At 54.1% G+C, this 19,144-nt stretch carries 15 protein-coding genes; 10 read left to right on the plus strand and 5 right to left on the minus strand.

Going from position 1 to position 19,144, the window contains the following annotated elements; all coding sequences use genetic code 11:
- The 3 genes from ACT3T6_RS11140 to ACT3T6_RS11150 form a co-directional block, all read left to right on the plus strand.
- Nucleotides 1-486, plus strand: a 486-nt coding sequence (locus ACT3T6_RS11140) for an O-methyltransferase (RefSeq protein WP_444625947.1), incomplete at its 5' end; no start/stop codon positions are given.
- 1 nt (nt 487) lies between these two features.
- Nucleotides 488-763, plus strand: coding sequence for a DUF1971 domain-containing protein (locus tag ACT3T6_RS11145; protein WP_172115986.1), 276 nt, complete (start codon nt 488-490; stop codon nt 761-763).
- A gap of 167 nt (nt 764-930) precedes the next feature.
- Nucleotides 931-1,980: an alpha/beta fold hydrolase gene (locus tag ACT3T6_RS11150; protein ID WP_193053993.1), complete on the plus strand. Its 1,050-nt coding sequence runs from the start codon at nt 931-933 to the stop codon at nt 1,978-1,980.
- Between the two features lie 119 nt (nt 1,981-2,099).
- On the opposite strand, the gene ACT3T6_RS11155 is transcribed toward ACT3T6_RS11150, so the two are convergent.
- Nucleotides 2,100-3,059 (minus strand): AraC family transcriptional regulator, encoded by a 960-nt coding sequence (locus ACT3T6_RS11155; RefSeq protein WP_193053992.1) that lies wholly within the window; start codon nt 3,057-3,059, stop codon nt 2,100-2,102.
- Nucleotides 3,060-3,440: 381 nt separating this feature from the next.
- On the opposite strand from ACT3T6_RS11155, the gene ACT3T6_RS11160 reads away from it, so the two are divergent.
- Together ACT3T6_RS11160 and ACT3T6_RS11165 are read left to right on the plus strand one after the other, a co-directional pair.
- A complete protein-coding gene (locus tag ACT3T6_RS11160) occupies nt 3,441-4,631 on the plus strand; it encodes an efflux RND transporter periplasmic adaptor subunit (RefSeq protein ID WP_193053991.1) in 1,191 nt (396 codons plus the stop codon).
- Nucleotides 4,632-4,637: 6 nt separating this feature from the next.
- Nucleotides 4,638-7,814 (plus strand): efflux RND transporter permease subunit, encoded by a 3,177-nt coding sequence (locus tag ACT3T6_RS11165; protein ID WP_193053990.1) that lies wholly within the window; start codon nt 4,638-4,640, stop codon nt 7,812-7,814.
- Nucleotides 7,815-7,911: 97 nt separating this feature from the next.
- Here the strand turns inward: ACT3T6_RS11165 and ACT3T6_RS11170 are convergent, their stop codons facing one another.
- Nucleotides 7,912-9,723 (minus strand): DUF4153 domain-containing protein, encoded by a 1,812-nt coding sequence (locus ACT3T6_RS11170; protein WP_193053989.1) that lies wholly within the window; start codon nt 9,721-9,723, stop codon nt 7,912-7,914.
- Between the two features lie 210 nt (nt 9,724-9,933).
- Complete coding sequence (locus ACT3T6_RS11175) at nt 9,934-10,740, minus strand: helix-turn-helix transcriptional regulator (protein ID WP_193053988.1); 807 nt, start codon at nt 10,738-10,740, stop codon at nt 9,934-9,936.
- Between the two features lie 93 nt (nt 10,741-10,833).
- On the opposite strand from ACT3T6_RS11175, the gene ACT3T6_RS11180 reads away from it, so the two are divergent.
- From ACT3T6_RS11180 to ACT3T6_RS11200, 5 genes are all read left to right on the plus strand, one after another.
- Nucleotides 10,834-12,402 carry an MFS transporter gene (locus ACT3T6_RS11180; protein ID WP_193053987.1) on the plus strand — a complete coding sequence of 523 codons (1,569 nt, stop codon included), beginning with the start codon at nt 10,834-10,836 and terminating at the stop codon, nt 12,400-12,402.
- A 315-nt stretch (nt 12,403-12,717) separates the two neighbouring features.
- A complete protein-coding gene (gene katG / locus ACT3T6_RS11185; protein WP_193053986.1) occupies nt 12,718-14,919 on the plus strand; it encodes a catalase/peroxidase HPI in 2,202 nt (733 codons plus the stop codon).
- Between the two features lie 128 nt (nt 14,920-15,047).
- Nucleotides 15,048-15,269 carry a VF530 family protein gene (locus ACT3T6_RS11190; RefSeq protein WP_192528609.1) on the plus strand — a complete coding sequence of 74 codons (222 nt, stop codon included), beginning with the start codon at nt 15,048-15,050 and terminating at the stop codon, nt 15,267-15,269.
- A 182-nt stretch (nt 15,270-15,451) separates the two neighbouring features.
- Nucleotides 15,452-16,099, plus strand: coding sequence for a glutathione S-transferase family protein (locus ACT3T6_RS11195; protein ID WP_193053985.1), 648 nt, complete (start codon nt 15,452-15,454; stop codon nt 16,097-16,099).
- An 84-nt stretch (nt 16,100-16,183) separates the two neighbouring features.
- The gene (locus ACT3T6_RS11200) at nt 16,184-16,873 is read left to right on the plus strand and encodes a DUF899 domain-containing protein (protein WP_193053984.1); all 690 of its coding nucleotides are present in this window, start codon (nt 16,184-16,186) and stop codon (nt 16,871-16,873) included.
- A gap of 198 nt (nt 16,874-17,071) precedes the next feature.
- Here the strand turns inward: ACT3T6_RS11200 and ACT3T6_RS11205 are convergent, their stop codons facing one another.
- Nucleotides 17,072-17,203, minus strand: coding sequence for a putative transporter small subunit (locus ACT3T6_RS11205; protein WP_216657919.1), 132 nt, complete (start codon nt 17,201-17,203; stop codon nt 17,072-17,074).
- Nucleotides 17,204-17,319: 116 nt separating this feature from the next.
- Nucleotides 17,320-18,972 carry a sodium:solute symporter family protein gene (locus ACT3T6_RS11210; protein ID WP_193053983.1) on the minus strand — a complete coding sequence of 551 codons (1,653 nt, stop codon included), beginning with the start codon at nt 18,970-18,972 and terminating at the stop codon, nt 17,320-17,322.
- Nucleotides 18,973-19,144 lie beyond the last annotated feature (172 nt).

Below are 19,144 nucleotides of genomic sequence, written 5' to 3' on the forward strand. Positions count from 1 at the left end.
CGTGACACGGGAAAATTCCTTTCCGTGATGGTTCGGGCCACGAATGCTCAACGCGTGCTTGAAATTGGAACGTCTAACGGCTACTCAACGCTTTGGCTGGCCTGGGCCGCAGCGGCAATTAACGGCCATGTGACGACCGTTGAACAATCCGATTTCAAACTTTCGCTTGCGGCGAAGAGCTTCGAGCGTTCAGGCCTTGCTCCGTTCATTACCCAGGTTCATGGTGAGGCGGGTGCCGTACTTGGTCGCAGCTCCACATCCAGTATCGATCTTCTCTTTCTCGACTCTGAGCGTTCTGAGTATCTGGCATGGTGGCCCGACATTAAGCGGGTTCTTCGTGTAGGAGGGCTTCTTGTGGTTGATAATGCCACGTCTCATGCTGAAGAGATGTTATCTTTTGTGGCATTGGTTTCCGCAGACCCTGATTTCGCCACGTGTACCGTGCCTGTCGGAAACGGCGAGTTTTTGGCTACAAGGAGCCGATAACATGAAAGACTTACCCGTCAATGTTTCTCCCTATAAAAGAACGCCAGAATTCACCGAAGAGAGCGTTCCCACAGGGTTGTTGAATGACCACACGACCAAAGAGGGGGTGTGGGGAAAAATAGTGGTACTTGAAGGCTTGTTGGAATACACCATTCAAGAGCCAGCACTGGATATCATCGAGCTAAGCCCAGAGCAGTATGGCGTTGTAGAGCCAACGATAAAGCATCATATAAAGCCATTGGGCCCGGTAAGATTTTTTGTTGAGTTTTATCGTTAATAGGGAAGCTGTTGAGAACCCGCCATTTGAGTAGTGTTCGCCATAAGCGTTACGCACTTCACAGGTTTAATCTTGACGTCGGGTAAAAAAGCTTAAAAGCGGCATGTCTGACAATTACTGCCATACTCTCCAGTGTCACTTATCCCATGGAAGAGAGGAGAGACATAATGGGCCGTCGCAGGTTTTCTCAGAGACACTTTCCCCGGACACTGCTGGCTAGCGGTATTAGCAGTATCGCGGCCGTTGGTGCTATCGGCAGCGCTATCGCTGAAGACGCGCCTGAATACGATGGTGAGCTTTCCAGCTTCGAATACGCTTACCCGGTCGAGCGGTTTAATTTCAGCTCCCAGAGGCAGGACATGCAGATGGCCTATCTGGATGTGCAGCCTAAAGAGGGCAGCGCCAACGGCAGAACGGTGGTGCTGATGCACGGTAAGAATTTCTGCGCGGGTACGTGGGAAGGCACCATTGAAGCGCTGCATGATGCGGGCTATCGGGTGGTTGCGCCAGACCAGGTGGGGTTCTGTAAATCGACCAAGCCGGAGCATTATCAGTTCAGCTTCCATCAACTGGCCGCTAACACTCACGCGTTGCTGGAAGATTTGGAGGTAGATGAAGTGACTGTCATGGGCCACTCCATGGGCGGTATGTTGGCCACGCGCTTTGCGCTGATGTATCCAGGGCAAACCGAGCAGTTGGTGATGGTTAACCCGATTGGCCTGGAAGACTGGAAAGCCCTTGGCGTGCCTTACCAGAGCATCGATGAAGGCTACCAGGCCGAACTCGAGAAAACCGCTGAGGGTATCCGCGCTTATCAGGAAAGCACCTACTACGTGAATACCTGGGAGCCGGAGTACGACCGCTGGGTGGAAATGCTGGCGGGCATGTATGCAGGCGAAGACGGGGAACTGGTCGCCTGGAATCAGGCGCTAACTTCAGATATGGTCTTCACTCAGCCTGTGGTTCATGAATTTGATCAGCTGCAGATGCCTACGCTGTTACTGATTGGCGAGAAGGACAACACCGCCATCGGCAAGGCGCAGGCGCCGGAAGAGGTTCAGAAAACTCTGGGCCGTTACGATGTGCTGGGTGAGCAGGCTGCCGAGGCCATCCCCCAGGCAACGCTCGTTGAATTTCCAGAGCTTGGCCATTCACCGCAAATTCAGGAACCCGAGCGTTTTCACGAAGCGCTGCTGAAAGGCCTGGAAAGCCAGTAACATAGGAATACACATTAGAAGACAGCGTCACTGCATGAGTGACCTGTAATAGGCAGGCGCGGGGAGACTTAAGCAGCTTGCGCCTGCCAGCCTGTTTACTCCCGCAGTTTCTCCTCACCTTAAGCGGTCGCTGAGGCCATCGCAATGCCCTTTAACTGGCTAACATCGGCACGCGGCGGGGCACCGAACATACGACTGTACTCGCGGCTAAAGTGAGAAGGGCTTTCATAACCCACTCGGTAACTGGCGGTAGCCGCTTCCAGCCCCTCGGCCAGCATTAATCGCCGGGCTTCTAGTAGGCGCAACTTCTTCTGGTATTGCAGGGGCGACATTCGTGTTACTTGTCGGAAGCTGTGGTAAAGCGTCGATTCGCTCATATTAGCAGTTGCTGCCAGCTCACTGATCTTAAGTGGCTGAGCATAGTGCTCTTTAAGGGCATAGATAACCCGTGCAATCCGATTAGCCTGTGAGTCCGAGGCAGCAAACCGGCGCATGTGAGGCCCCATGTCACCCATTAAGGCTCGATAGATTAGCTCCCGCCGGGCCAAGGGGGAAAGTACCTTAATATCTTCTGGTGAGTCGAGCAGGCTTAATAATCGATAGAGTGCACCCTGCATACGGGCATCCATGGGGGCCGATTTTAAACCGCAGTCCATCCCGGGGCAGATGGCATTACCTCCCGCGTGCGGTGCCTTGTCACCCACCTCCAGTATCAACCCAGCTACTTCCTGAGGCTCCACCGACACCTTTACCGCCAGGTAGGGGGTCTCCGGGGTAGCATGGTCAATCCTGCCTACCATCGGCAGGTGAACGGCACTACCCATATAGCTAGGTCCGGTGTAGACGATCTCCTTGTCACCCAATAGCACAGTCTTGCTGCCTTGAATGACAAAGCACAGGCACGGTTCATAGACGGCGCAGTGAAAACTGGTAGGGGCGTCAGCGCGTACCAGTTGAACCTCGGCAATCGCCGTATCCTGCAGTTCTTCCAGGGGCGCCCAGCGGCGGGCGACTTGGCTTAATTGTGGCAGCAGGCTGTCGCCAAGATGGGGAATCTGTTCAGGCACGAGAACGGTCAATGGCTTTCCTCCTTAACAAATTGCAGTGTACGCCTACGTTTTATAAATCCGATGTTTTTTTATCTGTTTTGCAGGATCAGGCAAGTACCTCGTAGAAATTGGCAACCACGCTGAGTGTCATCAGACAGACACAATGCATAGACGCGAAAACCCTTTGCTCTCTTGATCCGCCAGCCTTGTTCCATTGCTTACGACCTACGACAGAATTAGGCAATCATGGTGCAGGAACGCGCTACCTTGAACGCGCTCGCCCCACCTATGGTGAGTGGCGTTTGTTGGGCGCGCGACGGTGCCCGCTTGTTTAGTCCCTCTATGCCAACACCATCGACTGTCGATTCTGACGCCGCTATCGGTTTTCGATAGCCATTGGAGCAAGTAATCATGGGAAGTCTGTCTCAACGAACTCCGTTTGCAAACAGCAGAGGGGCAGTGATCCTGCTCCTGCTGATAACGGTTTTACTCACTGGGTGCGAGGCCCAGAGCGAGGAGTCCGTAGCATCTTCATTACCTCCACCGCCGGAAGTCGACGTAGCGGAAATCGTCGCTCAGCCGGTGGTGTTAAGTGAGTCATTCACCGGACGCGTGGAGGCTGCCGAAACGGTCGAATTAAGGGCCCGGGTTAGCGGCTATATCCAAGAGGTGGCGTTTGATGAGGGCGAACTGGTGGAGCAGGGAGAGCTACTGTTCCTGATCGACCCGCGGCCTTACCAAGCGCGTATCGGAGCCGCCCAGGCTGATCTTTCCCAGGCCAAAAGCCAACTGGCCCAGGCGAGCAGCGAAGCCGAACGCGCCCGAGTGTTATTGGGGCGCCAAGCCATTTCTCAGGAGGTGCATGACCAGCGTCAAACGGCCTTGAACAATGCCCGGGCCGTGGTGGATGCCTCGCAAGCAGCGCTGGATACTGCCGAGCTTGACCTTGAGTATACCCGCATCACGGCACCGATCAGTGGCCGTATCGGTCGGGCCATGGTGACTCGCGGCAATCTGGCCAACGCCGATCAGAGCCTGCTGACTACGCTAGTGAGCATCGATCCGGCCCATGTCTACTTCGAGGCGGATGAACAAGCTGCGTTTGCCAGCCAGACCATGCTGATCGGAGACGCGCCGAACCGCCTGACGATTGAGTTGGGGGGCGACCCGCAGCGTCAGTTCACAGGCGCTCTAGATTTTATCGATAACCGTTTAAACCCCAATACGGGCACTCTGCAATTCCGGGCAGTGTTAGCCAACCCAGATGGGTATATTCGCCCTGGAGAGTTTGCACGGGTTGAAATGCCGGTCGCTCGTTTAGAACAGGCGTTGCTAGTAGATCAAAAGGCGGTATTGACCAACCAGGATCGCCGCTACGTCTATGTCATTGATGAGAGCAACCTGGCAGAGCGGCGCCAGGTGACCACCGGACGCCAAGTGGCAGAACGAACGGTTATCACCGAAGGGCTTAACGCCGGTGACAGGGTGATTGTTAACGGCGTGCAAAAAGTATTCATGCCGGGGATGGAAGTCTCCCCACAACAGGTAGTGGATGCCCCGCCGGTTACTGCCCAGTCCACCATTGCTGCCAGGGAAGATTAATCCGCCATGAACTTCTCCCGTTTCTTCGTGGACAGACCGATTTTTGCGGCGGTGCTGTCGATTATTATCCTGGCGGTGGGGTTGATATCCATCCCCAACCTGCCGATCAGCGAGTATCCGGACGTGGTGCCGCCCTCGGTGGTAGTGCGTACCGTGTATCCGGGTGCCAATCCGAAAGAGATCGCCGATACAGTGGCCACCCCGCTGGAAGAAGCTATCAATGGCGTTGAGGACATGATGTATCTCAAGTCCGTCGCGGGTTCTGATGGCGTGCTGCAGATGACCGTTACCTTCCGCCCAGGGACCGATGCCGAAGAGGCTGCCGTTCGGGTGCAGAACCGCGTCAGCCAAGCTGAAGCGCGGCTACCTGAGGCGGTACGTCGTCAAGGGGTCACCACACAGAAGCAATCACCTACCTTTCTGATGGTGGTTCACCTGACTTCGCCTGGCGGTGAATACGACACCCTTTACCTGCGCAACTACGTGCGGCTGAATGTTCGCGATCGTCTGGCCCGTCTCGAAGGAATAGGGGATGCCCAACTCTTTGGTGGGGGGGATTACGCCATGCGAGCTTGGCTGGACCCCGCTCGCATAGCCGCTCGCGGCCTGACGGCCAGCGATGTGGTCGGTGCTATGCGGGAGCAGAATGTTCAAGTCTCCGCCGGACAACTGGGCGCTGAACCCATTGAAGAGAGTGATTTCCTGACGCTGATCAATGCCCGCGGGCGACTGGAAACAGTGGAGGAGTTTGGCGATATCGTGCTGAAACGTGGCGATAACGGCGAATTACTCAGGCTTTCAGACGTGGCCCGGCTGGAAATGGGCGCCGGAAACTATACCCTGCGTTCGCAGTTGGACGGCCAGAACGCGGTGGCGATTGGCATCTTCCAAGCACCGGGTGCCAATGCGCTGGAGATCCGTGAGCAGGTGGTGGCCACCATGGATGAACTGTCCGAGCAGTTCCCTGAAGGTGTGGAATATGAGGCAATCTATGACACCACCATTTTTGTGAACGACTCTATAAAGTCGGTAATAGCAACGCTGCTGGAAGCTGTGCTGCTGGTGGTGTTAGTGGTCACGCTTTTCTTACAAACCTGGCGTGCCTCTATTATCCCTTTGCTTGCTGTGCCGGTATCGGTTATCGGTACTTTTGGGGCGCTCTATCTATTGGGTTACTCCATCAATACGCTCACTTTATTTGGCCTGGTGCTGGCCATCGGCATCGTGGTGGATGACGCCATCGTAGTGGTGGAAAACGTGGAGCGGAACATTGAGGAGGGTTTACCGCCGCAGGCAGCCGCTCATCAGGCAATGAGAGAGGTCTCCGGACCTATTATTGCCGTCGGCCTAGTGCTGTGCGCGGTGTTTATCCCCATGGCTTTCCTTTCTGGTGTGACCGGTCAATTCTACCGCCAGTTCGCAGTGACAATTGCTATCTCCACGGTGATCTCCACCATTAACTCCCTTACCCTGTCACCCGCGCTGGCAGCAATGCTACTCAAGCCTCATGACGCGCCTAAAGATCGCCTTACCCGAGTGATTGACAAGCTGTTCGGCTGGATTTTTCGTCCCTTCAATCGCTTTTTTAATGCCAGCTCAAATAAGTATCAGGGAGGGGTCGCTAGGTCTCTGAAACATCGTGGTGCGGTGTTTATGGTCTATGCGCTGTTGCTGCTGGGTACCGGCATGATGTTCAAGGCGGTGCCGTCCGGCTTTATTCCGGTGCAGGACAAACTTTATCTGATTGCGGGCGTTATTCTGCCGGAAGGAGCATCCCTGGAGAGAACTGATCAGATGCTCCAGGAGGTGGTGGATATTGCCATGGAAACCGAAGGCGTGGAGCACGCTATTGCTTTTCCTGGTTTGAACGCGCTGCAGTTCACCAATACCTCCAATACCGGGGTAGCATTTCTCACCCTCAGCGCTTTTGATGAGCGCACCATTAGCGCCGCGGAGATCAATGCCCGCATCAACCAGCGCATTGGTGGCTTGAAAGAGGGCTTTGCGTTCTCCTTTATGCCGCCGCCGATTCTGGGGCTTGGCAATGGTTCTGGCTTTCAGCTGTTCATAGAAGATCGCGGTAATCTTGGCTATGGAGCATTGCAGGAGGCGGTTAATCAATTCCAGGGCGCGGTTGCGCAAACGCCGGGCATGGGCTTCCCAATCAGCAGCTATCAATCCAACGTGCCACAGTTGGATGCCGAGGTGGATCGGTTAAGGGCCAAGGCCCAAGGCGTGCCATTGACTGAACTGTTCGACACCCTGCAAACCTATCTTGGCTCGACCTATGTGAATGACTTCAACCGCTTTGGTCGCACCTGGCAGGTCATCGCCCAAGCGGATGCTCCGTATCGGGCCAGCGTAGAAGACATCGCCCGACTGCGCACCCGCAATGACCAAGGGGAAATGGTGCCGATCGGCACGATGGTGGATATCCGGCAAACCTTTGGCCCAGACCCGGTACTGCGTTACAACGGTTACCCAGCGGCGGATCTAGCCGGGGAAGTTGACCCTAGAGTGCTCTCTTCTGCGCAGGCGATGGAGGCTATCAACGCTCTGGCGGCAGAAGTATTACCCCCAGGTATGGCGTTGGAATGGACCGACCTGAGCTACCAGCAATCTACTCAAGGCAACGCGGCGCTGGTGGTCTTCCCGCTATCGATTCTGCTGGTATTTTTGGTATTGGCGGCACTCTATGAAAGTTGGACGTTACCGCTGGCAGTCATCTTGATTGTGCCCATGTCGATGCTGTCGGCCCTGATTGGCGTTTGGTTTGGCGGTGGCGACAACAACATCTTCGTGCAGGTGGGGCTAGTGGTACTGATAGGCCTGGCATGCAAGAACGCGATTCTGATTGTGGAGTTCGCCCGCGAACTTGAACTGCAAGGTAAGGGAGTGGTGGAGGCAGCCCTTGAAGCCTGTCGGCTGCGTTTGCGGCCTATCATCATGACCTCAATCGCCTTCACGGCGGCAGTCTTGCCTTCGGTGATTGCCACCGGTGCGGGTGCCGAGGTGCGGGCGGCGCTGGGTACTGCTGTATTTGCAGGCATGATCGGCGTCACCCTGTTTGGCTTGTTCCTGACTCCGGTGTTCTATGTGGCGCTGCGTAAACTGTCCGGCCCTCTGGTCAGTCATCACAGCCCCACGTTAGAAGCCCCAGCTTACCCAGCCAGCCATCCCTGAATGGCAGGAAGAACACCGGCCGGGTAGAGCTTGGGCGGGCTAGTATAGAAAAAGGGCGAAAGGCTCGCTCGGTAACTGAACAGACAAGCACAGCGGACTAGTCCCGCTGTGCTTGTCTGCTTTCATCAAGTTGAATAGAAAGCTGCTGCTTAGCGTTTTCAAGCGTCGGTTGCAGGTTATAAAGGCAGTTACCGCTTCGGTAGACATCAGCTGGTCCGATAATACGTTCCAGCTCATTCGTAGTCAGAGTCGTTTGGCACGTTAGGTCATCTTGCGGCTGAGTCGTGCCGAGTAGCATCAAATGGCCGAGCAACAGCCAGTCGCCATTGCGTTCGCCATACGCCTTGCCCACCGCGCTATAAGGTTCATAAACCAGCCACTGGAAGGGCGTGCCGCTGCTTATCTGTAGGGTCTGGCAGGGTTTCGTCTGGCTTAAACAGGTGGAATTCTGCTCAACCAACAGGTTCAGCAAGGGCTCTGGGAGGGTGGCGCCGTTAGGGCTTGCCCTGAACTGTTGGGCGACGTCATCCAGGTTCTGAGTATCCACCAGTGGTTCCTGGCTCCAACGTTCGGTTTGCCTGAGCGAAAGTTCAATACGCCGAGCTAACTCAGGCTGCGCTTGGGCAAATTCGCTCTCTACCAAGGCTTGCAAGGCCAGGGTGCCCGGCTGGCCGAGCTGGTAGCGCAGGTAGTTAACATCAAACGCCTCGGCTGTTGTGCGGTCATCCAGCAACCGCTTGATTTGCTGCTCGGCAACCCAGTGGCGCATATCTGCCAGCGGCGTGTTAACCACGATCAATACAACGGCCACCAGCAGGGCCAGGCCAACGTTGGCGCGCTGTAGGCTGGGAAGTGCAGCCTGGCGGCGCCACAGCAGGAGCAGGCTGTAGCTTACGGTAAATGCCGCTGTTAGCACTTGCAGCAGGGCAGCCCACAGCCTGTCCAGGCTAAGGCCGTATTGATCTATACGCAGCCAGAGTGCCCAAGCGGCCAGCACGTTACCCACCGGCAGCAGCACAACGGCCAGCAGGGTGATGCGGCGTAGCCAGGTGGGATAGGGGGGTAAGCCATGCGCTTGATGAAAGACCGCGTTGAAGAACAGCAGCAGGGTTAACATCAGCGCCATTAATATGGAGGAGGCTCTGCCTGTATCCCAGACGGGCTGCACGCCGGTAAAAAGGAGCATGGAAAAAAACAGCAGAATGATAAGGGCTACCAGCGGCAGTAACGCTTTGATAAGTGCCTCGCTCATCTGCCGCACGCTTTGAATCAGGCGAAAGCGGTTACGAATCATCACTAGCGTTAAACCGATCACCAGCCAAGTGACGGGGTAAATAAATAGGGGGGCGCTGAAAAGCGTCTCAAAAAAGCGCACGCCAATAGCCGAAAACAGCGTTGCCCCCAGCCATAACAGGCCCCAGAACACACCAATAAACAGCGTTAATTGTGAAAGCGTCTGGGTGAATTCCCAAGAGTAATTCAGCAGCGGTGAATAGGCGGTAGGCCAGGTTCTGCTAGTGGCGCTACTCCGAAAAAACAGCGCCAGGATGAAAAGCGCCACGCCAAGTGACACGCAAAAGGCAAACGTGAACGGGTGCCGCACCCACTGCTGCTCGGGTGTTTGCTCTACCCAGCCAAGGTGCCAGCCCAGCCAAAACAGCAACGGGGCCAGCAACAGCGGCAAAAAATTGAGGCGATCACGTAGCCGCTCCATGCCAATTAGATAAAACGCGGGCAGGGCGATTGCTACGGTATAAAGCGCCTTGAGCCAGCGCTGGTCAGCGGCCAGCCAGTGCTCATGCTCAATCGCCAGGTGAAGGGCCAGCAGCGCCATTCCTTGTACCACGGCCAGCAAAATCAAGCCCGCACGGGTGGGCTTGTCCAGCGTATTTGCGCGATGATCATCCATGACAGTTGTCCGCAGGTGAGGTTGGCGTAATAAAATTTACGTTGCTTTAAACATAATCAGGGTAGCGTTGGATTAAATAACAACATCACCATGGCAGGGAATGAAAATGTATCGAATATTGCTGGTTCTTTGTATTTTTCTGCCAAGCCGCACGAAGCAGAAGTAATGTGACGGTGAGATACTCTCTTCATGATGTGGGTTAGATAAGTTTTATGGCATAGGATCATTTGAACTATCGAAATAGATAATCATCCTCAAATGGCGGTGCTCATCAACGGTCAGCACCTCGTGGACATAGGTATGTTGCGTGCCATCTATATCAAGGAGGCTGCTGATCCCTCTATTATAGCCATCCATGTTTGAAGCCTCCCACCAGCGACGGAAATCAGGTGATAATCGGCTAAGCTCGTCGATCAGAGTTTGCATGATCGGGTCCTCAGGAGCGACAGCCAAGTCACAACGAAACTGCGCCAGCATACGCGATGCATCCTGTTCCCAGTCGGGGAGTCGCCGACGCAGATCTGGGGCGGTAAAGATCATTCTTAATAGATTGCGTTCAGGCGTTTCACGGGAGCTGAACTGGAGTAGCTCATCAGCTTGCGCATTCCAGCCAAGAACATCCCAGCGAAGGTTTACGACGTAGCTAGGGCGGGAGAGGTCATCCAACAGCGACTGGACGCGGGGAGAAATGCTCTGCTCTTGATACGCTTCTGCTGGTGGTGCGCGGCGGTGTGCCAGCAGAAAAAGGTGGCAGCATTCGGCATCATCCAGTTTCAGCGCATGGGCGATATTGAGCAGAAAGCGTTCGGAGACCTTAATATCACGGCCCTGCTCAAACCACGTGTACCAAGTCAGCCCTACTCCGGCAAGTGCTGCAACTTCTTCTCGCCTTAAACCCTGTGTACGCCTTCGTCCGTTGCTAGGAAGCCCAACATCAGCGGGCGTCAATTTGCGACGATGCCGTAGCATGAACTCCGTAATATCGCTCTGTGTTCGCTCAAGCCTTTGATTAACCATGCCATTACCTTTGGTAATAGGATAATTAGCTATATTGTAACCCTATATGTAGTGTCTGAGAATGCCAGCTTCCATGAAGGAACAGGAGGCAGCATGTCATTCAAAGTTGATGCTCACATCCCTTTAAATACGGATACAGGAACAGGCGACCTGTCTAACAAGGCTGGCATGAAAGAGTGGGCGGGGCTTGCAGTATTGGCTCTGCCTACCATTCTGCTAGGCCTCGACGTCACTATCCTCTACTTGGCGCTACCGGCATTAGCGGTAGAGTTACAGCCGAGCAACACCCAAGCACTGTGGATTATGGATGCCTACGGCTTCATGATTGCCGGTTTTTTAATCACTATGGGCACGCTTGGGGACCGGATCGGCCGACGTCGGCTACTGATGATTGGGGCCTTCGCGTTTGCGGTTGCCTCTGTGTTTGCAGCCTTTGCGCCAAATGCAGAGTGGCTAATTGTAGCCCGGGCAGCTTTGGGTATTGCTGGTGCGACCCTGATGCCTTCTACGCTGGCCTTATTAAGCAATATGTTTTTTGATCTGAGGCAGCGTGCATTGGCAATTGGGATATGGGCAACCATGTTTGCATTGGGTATGGCGTTGGGACCAATGGTTGGAGGATTATTGTTAGCTTCCTTTTGGTGGGGAGCCGCTTTCCTGATTGCTGTGCCTATTGTCATCGTATTATTGTTAGCTGCCCCAATACTGCTGCCAGAGTACCGTAACCCGCGTGCAGGTCGTCTGGATCTTTTTAGTGTCCTATTGCTATTAATAGCAATTCTGCCAAGCATCTATAGCATAAAGGAATTTTCTAAAGCGGGTGTTACACCAACGGTGCTGATCACCCTTGCTACTGGAGCGTTGGGAATATTACTTTTTGTGCGTCGACAACAGCACCTCTTCCATCCATTGCTTGATCTGAAATTGTTTGCCAGTAAGACCTTCACTGCCGCACTTATCATACTCCTGGTAGGACTGCTTGGCGTTGCTGGCATGATGCTCTTGGTCACTCAATATCTTCAGCTAGTGGCGGGTTACACACCGTTGATTGCCGGGCTTTGGATGGGGCCTCCGGCGCTGATGATGGTGCTGGCTGGCATACTTGCCCCTCTGCTTGCACGTCGTATTCGACCAGCGTTTGTTATTGCTGTAGCCCTCATGCTCTCAAGTATCGGCTGCGGCTTGCTTGCGCAAGTCCATGCACACTCTGTTCAAGTAACTCTGGTCGTAATAGGTTTTTCGCTGGTTTATCTAGGGTTGGGTACCATTGCTGCACTTGGCACAGATTTGGTAGTAGGGGCAGCGCCGTGTGAGAAAGCAGGGTCTGCATCGGCGATGTCTGAGATGGTTCAAGAGTTAGGTGTGGCGCTAGGAGTGGCTCTTCTGGGTAGCTTGGCTACTCTGATGTATCGAGTGCAGATGACTCCAGTGATCCCAGAAGGAGTACCGCACGAAGTCTCCACTGCCCTTGGAGAGAGCTTATGGGCAACTATGGTTGTCGCTGATCGCGTCCCCTCCGAGCTACTTGATCAGGCACAGTTGGCATTTACTCACGGTATGAGCATGGCCGCTATGGTGAGTGGTATCGCTATCCTGGTGCTTGCGTTGATATCTGCCATTGCTTTACGGCATGTAAAAGTAGTCGGAGATGAGAGCGATTGAGTGGCCCGCACGGGGGACGCCGATGGTGAGAAACAATACTATCGTTAATCTCTCTGAACGTTAATATGCGGCCCGCAATGATTCATGCAACTACTATGATTCATGCACCTACTTTCTTTTTCCTGCTTGACGGTCTCTCTATTGAATCCTTCACTGTCTCTTGATGGGTTCAAAGTGAATCCTTCATTAACGTGATGGCTTATAGAAGCGCTCAATGCTTTCTATCGCAGTTCGGGCGGTGTGGTTGGCGCTTGGCGTGATCAGAAATATCGCTTGAATGCCTAATAAGCCCAGCATTTAGTCGAGGAGAATAACGTGTCTGATCAAAAGCCTACGCGTCAGGAGTGGGGCGCACGTACCACGCCGCGCCTACAAGGTAACGAGCACTGGTGGCCTGACCAGCTCAACCTTAATGTCCTGCATCAAAAACACCCTGATTCCAACCCCTTTGGTGAAGGCTTTCGCTATGGCGACGCATTTGCCCAGCTCAACGTTGAAGAGTTAAGCGCTGACGTTGATGCGTTAATGACAGATTCCCAAGTGTGGTGGCCCGCTGACTGGGGGCACTATGGTCCGTTCTTTATTCGCATGTCGTGGCACGCTGCGGGCACCTATCGGGCGCTTGATGGGCGCGGCGGCGGTGGTACCGGCGCTCAGCGTTTTGCCCCACTCAACAGCTGGCCGGATAACGGCAACCTGGACAAGGCGCGCCGCCTGCTGTGGCCGATAAAGCAAAAATATGGTGAGAAAATCTCCTGGGCCGACTTGCTGGTGTTTGCAGGTAACCGCGCGCTTGAAACCATGGGCTTTAAAACCTTCGGCTTTGGGTTCGGTCGTGCTGATATATGGGCGCCCGAGGATGATATTTATTGGGGCCCTGAGAATGAGTGGCTGGGCACCAAGGATGAGCGCTATACCGGCAGTTTCGAGGACGGTAACCGTGTCCTCGATAACCCTCTTGCCGCGGTGCAAATGGGGCTGATCTACGTTAACCCGGAAGGCCCTAATGGCGTGCCAGACGCAGCTAAATCCGCGATGGACGTACGTGAAACGTTCGCCAGAATGGGGATGAATGATCGCGAGACGGTAGCGCTGACGGTGGGTGGCCACACGTTTGGCAAGATGCACGGCAACGGGCCTGCGGATGCCGTTGGCAAAGCACCCGAGGAATCCAAGCTCAACGAAATGGGCGTTGGCTGGGCTAATAAGCACGAAACGGGGCTGGGTGAGTACACCATCACATCCGGGCTCGAAGGTGCCTGGACCCCCACACCGACCAAGTGGGACAACACCTATCTTGAGACGATTTTCTCCCACGAATGGCGGGTCAAGAAATCCCCGGCGGGCGCCAACCAGTGGGAGCCGGTAGAAGTTAAAGATGGATTTTGGGTGCCCGACGCGCATGTTGAGGGTAAAAAGAACCCTCCGGTGATGAACGCCGCTGACATGGCGATGATTGTCGATCCCGATTATCTGAAAATATCCAAGGAGTACCGCGAGAATCCCGATGTGCTGGCCGACGAGTTCGCCCGCGCCTGGTACAAGCTTCTGCATCGCGATATGGGGCCAAGTGCTCGTTACCTCGGCCCTCAGGTGCCGAGCGAAGTGCTCGTGTGGCAGGACCCCGTGCCCAAGCATGAAGGGCCGCTGGTTTCCGATGAACAGATTGCAACGCTCAAGCAGGCCATTGCCGACACCGGCCTAACGGCCCGGCAGTTGGTCGAAACGGCTTGGGCCTCTGCTTGTACCTACCGCCAAACGGACCATCGAGGTGGCGCTAACGGCGCGCGGATTCGCCTTGAACCGCAGCTCCATTGGGATATCAACATACGCGGTGGCGTGGCGGAGGTGATCGACCAATTGCAGGGCATCAAGGACGCATCCGATGCCAATATTTCGTTGGCCGACATGATTGTTCTGGGCGGGAGTGTTGGGGTTGAGATGGCGGCGGAAGCAGCCGGGCATGACCTGACAGTGCCTTTCACACCAGGGCGTACGGATGCCACTCAGGAGATGACCGAAGTGGATACCCATGCCTATCTTGAACCCAGGCATGATGCGTTTCGTAACTATATGCAGGCGCAGTCAACGTCCATTCCAACCGAGCATTTAATGGTCGACCGGGCATTCATGTTAAACCTGAGCGCGCCCCAGATGACCGCACTGCTGGGCGGCATGCGGGCGATTGGTATTAACGCGGGCGATGACAACAATGACGGTATTTTAACGCATCGCCCTGGGCAGCTGACCAATGACTTCTTTGTCCATCTCATCGATATGGGAACCGTGTGGGAGCCGGTTGATGACACCGAAGCGCGCTTTGTGGGCCGTGATCGTAAGAGCGGCGAAACCCGGTGGACGGCCACTCGGGTTGACTTGGTTTACGGCTCTAACTCGCAGCTGCGTGCCATTGCAGAGGAGTACGCTGCCCATGGCGGTGAGCGACATATGCTCAACAAGTTTGTGTCTGGATGGGTCAAGGTGATGGAGAATGACCGGTTCGACTTGCACCGCTGAGGTTCATGCCTTTGATAAGCGCGGCGGACGGCTACTTCCGCCGCGCTTATTCATGCCCTCTGTTAATATTCGTGGTTTGTCGCCTGCCATGTTGGACAGGGCGTTTGAAATACCACTGGGAATTACTAATGAGCCATCCACAACCCAATAATCCGTTACATGGTTTAAGCCTTGAAAAGATCTTGACGCGTTTGGTTGAGCGTTACGGCTGGGACGGCTTGTACGCAGAGATCAACGTTAACTGCTTCTTCAATGATCCTTCTATTAAGTCGTCGTTGAAATTCCTGCGTAAAACGCAGTGGGCACGGGATAAAGTAGAAGCGCTGTATATCAATACCTTTACGGGTTAACGCAGAAATAAGTGTAGCGGCGGAGTGGGCTATGAGGTTTACGCTCCTCGCGCCGTTTATGCGGCCATTGAGAATAAAAAATACATCGTAGCTTGTCGATTTCTCTCACGCTCGAACGACTAGTGATAGTTCGCTCATGCAATCACAGACCGTTTGAAGTATCGGCTTTCGTGAGGAAATTAATGATGATTACGATGTATGGATTTGGAAAAGTAACGCCGCAAGTGGTGGGGATTACGAGGGATTTACGTGTGCTGTGGGCACTAGAGGAGTGCGAACTGCCTCATCAGGTTAATGGGCTCGATGATGTCGCTGGTGAACTACATAGCGCTGATTATTTGGCAATCAATCCCTTTGGCAAAGTACCCGCGATTGACCATGATGGCGTGATCATTTTTGAGTCAGGGGCTATTGTTATCTACTTGGCGGAGCAATCAGGGAGGCTTCTGCCGACGAGTGAGTCAGAACGCGCTAAAGCCCTGCAATGGACGTTTGCTGCCCTGGATACAGTGGAGCCACCGATGACGCAAATTGCCATGATTGATTTATTTGAAGCGGATGCCGAGTGGGCAAAGCTGCGACGTCCGGCACTCGTGGAGATGGCCAGGAACTGCCTCGCAGTGCTCGAAGGTGTGCTTATCCGCAAGCGCTATCTGCTTGGCGACCAATTTACCTATCCAGACATTCTAATGGTTGCTGCGTTAAGTCAAATACAGCATACAAATCTTCTAGATGAGTTTCCTAATGTGACTTCCTATTTAACGCGCTGTCACGACCGGCCAGCGTGGCATAAATGCCTTGATGCCTATAATCGGCGCTTGGCAGTGTGAGTGGTCAGCATCCCGCACGCCAGCACTTCGGCGAAGTTTATCAGTGTTGGTGCGGATCGACGGAACACACCGGAGAGAAAAACCATGACTACAACTAAACAACCATTGCCGAGTGTCGTATCTTTAGAAGAGTGGAAATTAGCGCTGGATCAGTTTCTCGTAAAAGAGAAAGCGCTAACCCGCGCGCGTGACGCACTGAGTGCTGAGCGTAGGAAATTACCTGTAGTGAAGGTGACTAAGCATTATACGTTTCAGGGCGAAAACGGCCCAGCGTCTCTGCTCGATCTGTTTGAAGGGCGCCGTCAACTCATTGTGTATCATTTTATGTACGCACCTGACTGGAAAGCGGGCTGTGAAGGGTGCTCGTGGGTCGCTGATGCCATGACTCACCCGGCTCATCTGCATGCTCGCGATACCTCGCTAGTGATGGTGTCACGCGCCCCCCTGGAAAAACTTAATCAGTATAGGTCCCGTATGGGATGGGCTTATCCTATCCCATGGTACTCGTCTTATGAGAGCGATTTTAACCATGATGTTGGCGTAACGACTGCGGAAGGTGAGAGGCACGGCGTCAGTGTATTTATTCGTGATGGCAACGCCATGTATCGCAGCTATTTTACAGGGGCGCGAGGCGTCGAATATCTTGGTAGTCTCTGGACCTATTTAGACTTGACCCCGTTTGGTCGTCAGGAAACCTGGGAAGATTCTCCAGAAGGCTGGCCACAAACTGAGCCGTATGGCTGGAATCGTCGCCACGACGAGTATGACGTATAAGACTCGTCTGAACTGGGGGTGAAAAAAGGGTATACACTCAGGGAGGTCATTGACGTTATTCTTGAAAACTTTCCTGACGTGGGTTGAGTGATGACGCATTTGACGTATCGGCGCTAAAAAGCCACCTCACGGCAATCCTTTGCCACTCCTGCTTCCTTTCTTGTTTGCATTGCCACTATTCAGCGATTAATTATTACGTTACACCAGTCCCCGCTTATCACGCCGCGCCGCAAGAATGTCTTTTAGTGTTGCCAGGCCGATGACGCCCAGTACGGAGAGTGAGATTAGCGGCCAGATCAATACATATAACGCCAATATAAAAGTTTGCATGTGCTTTCCTAATGTTTGGCTGGTGCGCTATGGCGCACCAGCGGATGAAATGATTTCAACGTCTTACATAGGGCTTATTGCCCAGCCCTTATCACCCAGCCCTTATCACAGAGCGCTTAGGCCCGAGTAGCAGGCTTAGCCGGGTCATAGTTGATGACGTCCTGATTAATCTGCGCGAAGTCGAACTTGCTTGAGCTCATCAGGCTGACACCGATGCACACAATCGTGCTGACGCCGTAGGCCATTAATGAGGCCATTAGCACCGTGTAGTCCCGCAGGAAGCCAACACAGAAGTAGGCCAAAACAAGAGTGCTGAGTGCGCCGACAATCAAACCGACACGGCGACCGCAGAATCCAAAGGCCATCAGGCCAAGCACTACACCTCCGCCTACGGAGGCCAGCAACTCAAATAGCCCTGCGGTTAGGCCGACCATAGGCAGCAGTTCAAATCGTGCGATGCAGAACATCACCAAGCCTGCGATTACCGCCGAGGTAAACGCCGTGTTGGTGACCCGGCTCCAGAAACAGCTGGCGATCACCGGGAAGACAATTGCGCCCCAGAGCGCGCCAACGAAAATCAGCATGATAAGAATGTCCATGGAGAAGCTGGCGAGAATCACCCCAATCAGCGTCGCCACAATCATGGTCAGCCTGCCAATAAACAGCATCCTGGTCGGATCGGGCTTGTTTTTCGCAATGTTCTTGCCATAGATATCGGCCATGACAATCGCCGACATGGCAGAAAGGTCCGAGTCAGCGGTTGAGGAGAGCGAGCCGATCACCAGAATAAAGAACAGTCCAATAAATACCGGCGAGAGGTACATCGAGACCATCTGCGGGATCAGGTTATTCATGTCGCCATTCATGGGCTCCATACCGGTCATCAGCGCCATCAAGCCAATCATGCCCAAGCCGATAACAATCGCACCGTAGCCAATGGTCGCGGTGATAAAGGTCGGTTTGATATGGTCTTCACGCACGGCGAACAAGCGTTGGGAGATAGTCTGGTTACCAATCGCGTAGGCCAACACCGCTACAAAGAAAGGGGCGCCCTGATTGAGGATGGCATCCACCGAGAACAGACTTGCCTGTTCTGGAGTGAGCAGACTCATGCCGTTCGATAGCGTTTCCGGCCCGCCGATTGCGAACATCACTGCGGGGATGATTAGAATGGCAATGGCCATCATCGCCATCAGTTGGGCAAAGTCAGTAAGGACCGAAGCGCGGAACCCCGACCATAGCGTGTAAGACAGCACCCCAACGCCTGCGATCACCACCCCGGCTTGAAAGGAGAGTGGTGAGAGCACTGAGACCAGTGCGCCGGACGCCGTGAAGTTGACCATCAGGCTGATGATACTGCCTAGTATGTTGGAGGAGGCAAGAATCAACTGGCTGGAGGCGCCATGCCGGGCATGGATCAGTTCACCCAGAGTGTGCGCATTGGGCGCCAGCTTGCGAAAGCGACGGCCAAAGGGGTAGATGAACAGGATCATCAACGCGCCCCACAACCCGTAATGCAGGGGGCCTGAGATGCCATAGGTATAACCCGAGGTCGCAGCGGCGTAAAAGGAGGCAGCCCAGATCCAGGTGGCGGTCATGCTGGCGGCGCCAAGGCCAAAGCCGATCTGATGGTTAGACACCATGAAGGCGTCGGTATTTTCCTTTTTCTCCTTGATCAGTAGGGTCAGCAGATAAGTGCCGCCGTAAAAGAACACCAGTAAAGCGAGGACCGTCAGGGTCGAGAATTGATAGAAGTTTTCGTTGTACATGGAATACCCATAGGTTTTGCAGCCCAGCATCCTAAATAGCAACCAGCGTTCCGTTGTCGGAAAGGTCGCCACAGGACGTGAGCAAAAAAACAGAACATCTTTCTAGGTATGTCTGTAGCGAGATAAGACTGCGATTGGCAGTCTGGCCGTGCAAGCGTCAGGTGCTGAAAAC

The organism is Halomonas sp. 72 (assembly GCF_052379785.1).
Lineage (GTDB): Bacteria > Pseudomonadota > Gammaproteobacteria > Pseudomonadales > Halomonadaceae > Vreelandella > Vreelandella citrativorans.